The sequence below is a fragment of the Methanospirillum sp. genome, assembly GCF_035560735.1.
In the GTDB taxonomy this organism is placed as follows: Archaea; Halobacteriota; Methanomicrobia; order Methanomicrobiales; family Methanospirillaceae; genus Methanospirillum.
The window spans coordinates 1-4,807 of record NZ_DATMYY010000224.1; the positions used below are offsets into that span (position 1 = coordinate 1).

The 4,807-nt window shown below is 46.1% G+C and carries 6 protein-coding genes; 5 read left to right on the top strand and 1 reads right to left on the bottom strand.

Annotated elements, in window-relative coordinates:
• Positions 1–358: 358 nt before the first annotated feature.
• The 4 genes from VN429_RS06470 to VN429_RS06485 all read left to right on the top strand — a co-directional run bounded on the left by VN429_RS06470 (position 359) and on the right by VN429_RS06485 (position 4,027).
• Positions 359–1,648 (top strand): phenylacetate--CoA ligase family protein, encoded by a 1,290-nt coding sequence (locus VN429_RS06470; protein WP_325631138.1) that lies wholly within the window; start codon positions 359–361, stop codon positions 1,646–1,648.
• A complete protein-coding gene (locus tag VN429_RS06475) occupies positions 1,648–2,949 on the top strand; it encodes a phenylacetate--CoA ligase family protein (RefSeq protein ID WP_325631143.1) in 1,302 nt (433 codons plus the stop codon). Before VN429_RS06470 ends, VN429_RS06475 begins: the two co-directional genes overlap by 1 nt.
• A complete protein-coding gene (locus VN429_RS06480) occupies positions 2,950–3,384 on the top strand; it encodes an ACT domain-containing protein (RefSeq protein WP_325631146.1) in 435 nt (144 codons plus the stop codon).
• Between the two features lie 103 nt (positions 3,385–3,487).
• The gene (locus VN429_RS06485; protein ID WP_325631148.1) at positions 3,488–4,027 is read left to right on the top strand and encodes a DJ-1/PfpI family protein; all 540 of its coding nucleotides are present in this window, start codon (positions 3,488–3,490) and stop codon (positions 4,025–4,027) included.
• Between the two features lie 86 nt (positions 4,028–4,113).
• Here VN429_RS06485 and speD read toward each other — a convergent pair whose 3' ends face one another.
• Positions 4,114–4,554, bottom strand: coding sequence for an S-adenosylmethionine decarboxylase (speD, locus tag VN429_RS06490; RefSeq protein WP_109969158.1), 441 nt, complete (start codon positions 4,552–4,554; stop codon positions 4,114–4,116).
• Between the two features lie 52 nt (positions 4,555–4,606).
• Between speD and VN429_RS06495 the strand changes: the two genes are divergently transcribed.
• A partial coding sequence (locus VN429_RS06495; RefSeq protein ID WP_325631154.1) for a hypothetical protein occupies positions 4,607–4,807 on the top strand: 201 nt, incomplete at its 3' end.

Genomic DNA, 4,807 nt, shown 5'->3' on the forward strand with positions numbered 1-4,807 from the left:
CCAGATATAAAATACCCAAGTATATTTCCTTTGTTGAATCTGTTCCGATGAGTGTGACCGGGAAGATTCAAAAGTTCAAAATGAAAGAGATGGCAATCGAGATGCTCGGACTGGAATCGGTTGCACATATTAAAACTGCATAAATCATACCACTTTTTTTGACAGAAAACGAGTCCCAATATACTCATTCACCAGATCTGCTTCACTCAAAGGCACCCATCAGATCCATCACAGGGGATGATGACAGAGGAACGTGCCCATGTTACAGAATAACAAGGGTTATGAGTTTTAGGACATAATAATAGGCCAGATACTCCGGACACCTGCTGGTGGGCGGGTATAATATATGGTGCCTGATATGTTCTGGGATAAAGCAATGGAGACGATCAGTCAGGCCGACCTACAGACCCTGCAGTTAAAACGACTACGGGAGACAGTAGATCGGTGCGGGCAGATCAGTTTTTTTAAAGATAAATTCAGGGAAGCGGAGATAAGACCTGATAGTATCAGAAGTATGGAAGATCTTCAAAAACTTCCCTTTACCAGAAAGACAGATCTCAGGGCGGGCTACCCGTTCGGATTTTTTGCAGTTCCCAGACGTGAGGTTGTCAGGATTCATACCACATCGGGAACTACTGGAAAACCAACCGTGGTCGGATACACGAGGGGAGATCTGGATAAATGGTCGAGCCTTATAGCCCGTAACCTGACGATGGTGGGGTTGACCTCTGACGATGTCTTTCAGAACATGGTCAACTATGGAATGTTCACCGGAGGACTCGGGTTTCATTACGGTTCTGAGAAGATCGGAATGACCACCATCCCCAGTGCAACCGGGAACACAAGACGACAGATTGAGATGATCCAGGACTTCGGCGTTACTGCCATACACTGTACCCCCAGTTATGCCCTTCATCTCGCTGAAGCAGCTGAAGAGATGAATGCAGATCTGTCAGCGCTAAAGGTAGGGATGTTCGGAGCAGAGCCCTGGTCAGATGCAATGCGCCATGATCTTGAGGCTAAACTCGGTGTTGAAGCCTTTGACAGTTATGGGATGAGCGAGTTGTATGGTCCGGGTGTTGCATTTGAGTGCCAGGAACACAACGGCCTGCACATATGGCATGACAGTTATCTGGTTGAGATCATCGATCCAAAGACAGGAGAACAACTCGGTCCGGGTGAGAGGGGAGAACTGGTAGTAACCCCCCTTGTAAAGGAAGCCATGCCACTTGTCAGGTACCGGACCGGTGACATCACCATGCTTCTTGATGACGAGTGTCCATGTGGACGTGGCCCGAAACTCGCGAGATTCACCGGAAGAAGTGATGACATGCTTGTTATCAGGGGTATCAACGTCTTCCCAAGTCAGATCGAACATGTGCTTCTGGAGATCCCTGAAGTGGGTAATCACTATATGGTATATGTAAACCGGGTAAACCATATGGATGAGATGACGATCGACGTGGAAGTAGCCCCCGGATACTTCAAGGGTGAACTTGCTGATCTCAAGAATCTGCAAAGCCGGGTCGTAAAAACCTTAAGAGATGTTCTTGAGCTCAGAACAACAGTCAGACTAGTGGAACCCGGGACTCTTCCCAGGTTCGAAGGCAAGTCAAAACGGGTAGTTGATCAGCGGGAGGCTTTCTGATGCACTGCAGAGATCCAAGAATAGAGGAGATGCCACTTGATGATTTGAGAAGACTGCAGTACAAACTTCTCAAGACGCTCATTTACAGAGTGTATAGTTTTTCACCTTTTTATAAAAATCTGCTGAACACTGCAGGTGTTCATCCTGATGATATCTCCTCACTCGAAGATATCAGAAAACTCCCATTCATGGAGAAGAAAAACCTCAGGGACAATTACCCTGACGGTTTGATAGTAAGTGACAGGGAAGAACTCGTCAGGTATCATGTCTCTTCAGGAACAACAGGCAAACCGACTGTCGTAGGATATACTCAGAAGGATATCAATAACTGGGCCGAGTCGGTTGCCCGTGGCCTTGCCTCAGCCGGAATCGGAAGAGGCGATGTGATGCAGATCAGTTATGGATACGGCCTTTTCACTGGAGGACTCGGTGCCCATTACGGGGCAGAACGTGTTGGTGCAACTGTTCTTCCAACATCAGTAGGCAACACCGAACGTCAGGTCGAACTGATGCGTGATTTACAGGTGACATCGATTGCCTGTACGCCATCCTATCTGATTCACATCGGCGAAGTAGCAGAGAAGATGGGCATCTCAATAAAGAACGACACCCAGCTCAGGAAAGCGGTTGTAGGCGCTGAACCCTGGACAGAACAGATGCGAATCAGGATCAGGGACTGGCTTGGTGTTGAAGCATACGATATTTACGGAACAAGTGAACTATCAGGCCCTCTATTTACTGAATGTGAACAGCAACAGGGAGCACATCTCTGGGGAGATCTGATTTACCCTGAAATTCTCGACCCAGATACACATGAGCCACTTCCTCCTGGAGAGAAAGGCGAACTCGTAGTGACCATGCTTCAGAAAGAAGGGCTTCCCATCATCAGATACCGGACAGGTGATATCGCTGCCCTGAACTATGATCTCTGTGCATGTGGGAGAACCTCTCCAAGGCTTGAGCGGCTTACTGGCCGGGTAGATGATATGCTCATCATCAGAGGGATTAATGTCTTCCCCTCCCAGATAGAACATACCTTGCTTGGAATCCCGGAGATAGGCAAGCATTTTATGATCGAGGTAGACCGGACTGGGGCTCTGGATGATATGCTCATCAAAGTGGAGATCGCAGGAGATTCATTCTCAGATAAGATCACCGATCTGATGAAAGTCAGAACAAAAGTCGAGCGGGCCCTTCATAATGCACTAAACGTGGCAGTGAAGGTGGAACTGGTAGAGGCAGGATCGCTGCCCAGATTTGAAGGTAAGGCAAAACGGGTAATTGACAGGAGGAAGTTGTGAATGAACTGTGAAAAGTACATCATCAGGCAGATCTCGCTCTTCTCAGAGAATAAACCGGGCAGACTAGCTTCTATGGCTAAGGCATGCCAGGAAGAGGGAATAAATATCCTCGCATTCTCGATTGCTGAAGCAGACGGGTTCGGTGTTATCAGAGCACTTGTTGACAAACCAGATCTTGCTCACAAGAAACTGACAGAACTCGGATTCAATGTTGCATTCACCCATGTGATCGGGGTTGAGATGAAAGATGAACCAGGAGGTCTTTTTGAGATCGCCTCCAAACTCGCAGACGCAAAGATCAACATTGAGTATTCATACGCATACTCTGGCAAAGATCGGGCAGTATTAATTCTCCGTGTTGATCAGGTGGAAGAGGCAGTCCGTCTGCTCCTCGATAACCATTTCAATATCATAGCATCTTCAACTATCCACTAATTTTTTCACCCTTTTTTGTATTCTTTTCAAGCCCAGAAATATACACAGAGGGGTTTTACAGATATCTTATTACCATTCATACCCTATTGCAAATCAGAGATATATGACAGATGAAAAAAAGGTCCTGATAGTCATTGCTCCTCGAAACTTTAGGGACGAAGAACTTACTGAACCGATCAATTACCTGATGCAGGCTGGGATCTCCTATGATGTGATCTCAACCACACGTGGACTCGCAGTTGGGATGATGGGTGGAGAGATGCAGGTCGAACATACGGTTAGTGATCTCAATGAGGGCGATATCACCAAGTACAATGCAATTCTGATCGTAGGTGGCAATGGCGCACCTGAGTATCTCTGGAACTATCGTCCACTTCTTGAATTGGTACAAAAGTTTGATAAACAGGAGAGCGTTATAAGTGCCATCTGCCTTGCTCCCGCAATCCTGGGACAGGCTGGAGTCCTGAAAGATAAGAAAGCGACAGTATGGAATGATGATCAGGCTATTGAGGAAATACGTAAGGGAGGAGGAATCTTCACCAGTAGCCCGATTGTTGTTGATGGACGGATAATAACTGCTAATGGACCAACGGCGGCTGCAGGATTTGGAGAAAAAGTTGCTACATCAGTGAAAAACTTATAAACACAGGGTTTATTCTTGACAATTTCCATTATCACGGCATTTTCATGGCTTTTTTTTAGCGCCTCAAAAAAAGAGAGGAGTTGATTTTAGTTGCGGAACGAGATATGAACATCCATTGAGTCTGCACCGAAGAATTCACGGCAGAAATCTGCAGTGAGCTGTGGTGCATACTCTTTGCAGGAGAATATATCAATATATGCAGTGTTCGTCTCGTTTGCAAAGTGGGCAGTGATACACGAGGTCTCAATCAATTGAGTCATTGAGTATCCTGCTACGCGCTCACAAGGTCCAAAGTTGATGATTTGAGGCTCACCAAACCGATTCATCTTGATCAGATCACAGAGGTCAACTACGAATTCGCGGATCTTACCTGCATCGCGGATACTTTCTGGGTTGCAGTTTCTTAGATCCACACTCATGTAAAGGCCCCATGCATTACGGGCCTTAAACTCTTCCATAGTCTCCTGATCTGACTTTGGCGGGACAGTTGCCATTCCTTCTCTAGTCGGAACAAGTACGTCTATCATGATTGTGTCTCCTGTATACTGTATCACGTGTATCCCTCAGCATTTAAGATTTATGCAGTACAAAACATGCCAAATCAAGAATCCGGAAGTTTTGACCTTTGATTTTGAATTTAGGCCGATTTTGAGCGAAGCAATCAAAAAATCTCGATTTTGCCTCAAAATTAGAAAAAAAGGAAGATCTGGTTTTTTGAATTCTATGCAAAATAGAGGGAATCAAAATCATGCCGTTTTTGACAGAGGCGCGGCACCAGAG

Bases quoted from the DNA above. Each gene is read 5' to 3' on its own strand.
- speD (WP_109969158.1), bottom strand. From the start codon at position 4,554: ATGATAGACGTACTTGTTCCGACTAGAGAAGGAATGGCAACTGTCCCG.
- VN429_RS06475 (WP_325631143.1), top strand. From the start codon at position 1,648: ATGCACTGCAGAGATCCAAGAATAGAGGAGATGCCACTTGATGATTTG.
- VN429_RS06485 (WP_325631148.1), top strand. From the start codon at position 3,488: ATGACAGATGAAAAAAAGGTCCTGATAGTCATTGCTCCTCGAAACTTT.
- VN429_RS06480 (WP_325631146.1), top strand. From the start codon at position 2,950: ATGAACTGTGAAAAGTACATCATCAGGCAGATCTCGCTCTTCTCAGAG.
- VN429_RS06470 (WP_325631138.1), top strand. From the start codon at position 359: ATGTTCTGGGATAAAGCAATGGAGACGATCAGTCAGGCCGACCTACAG.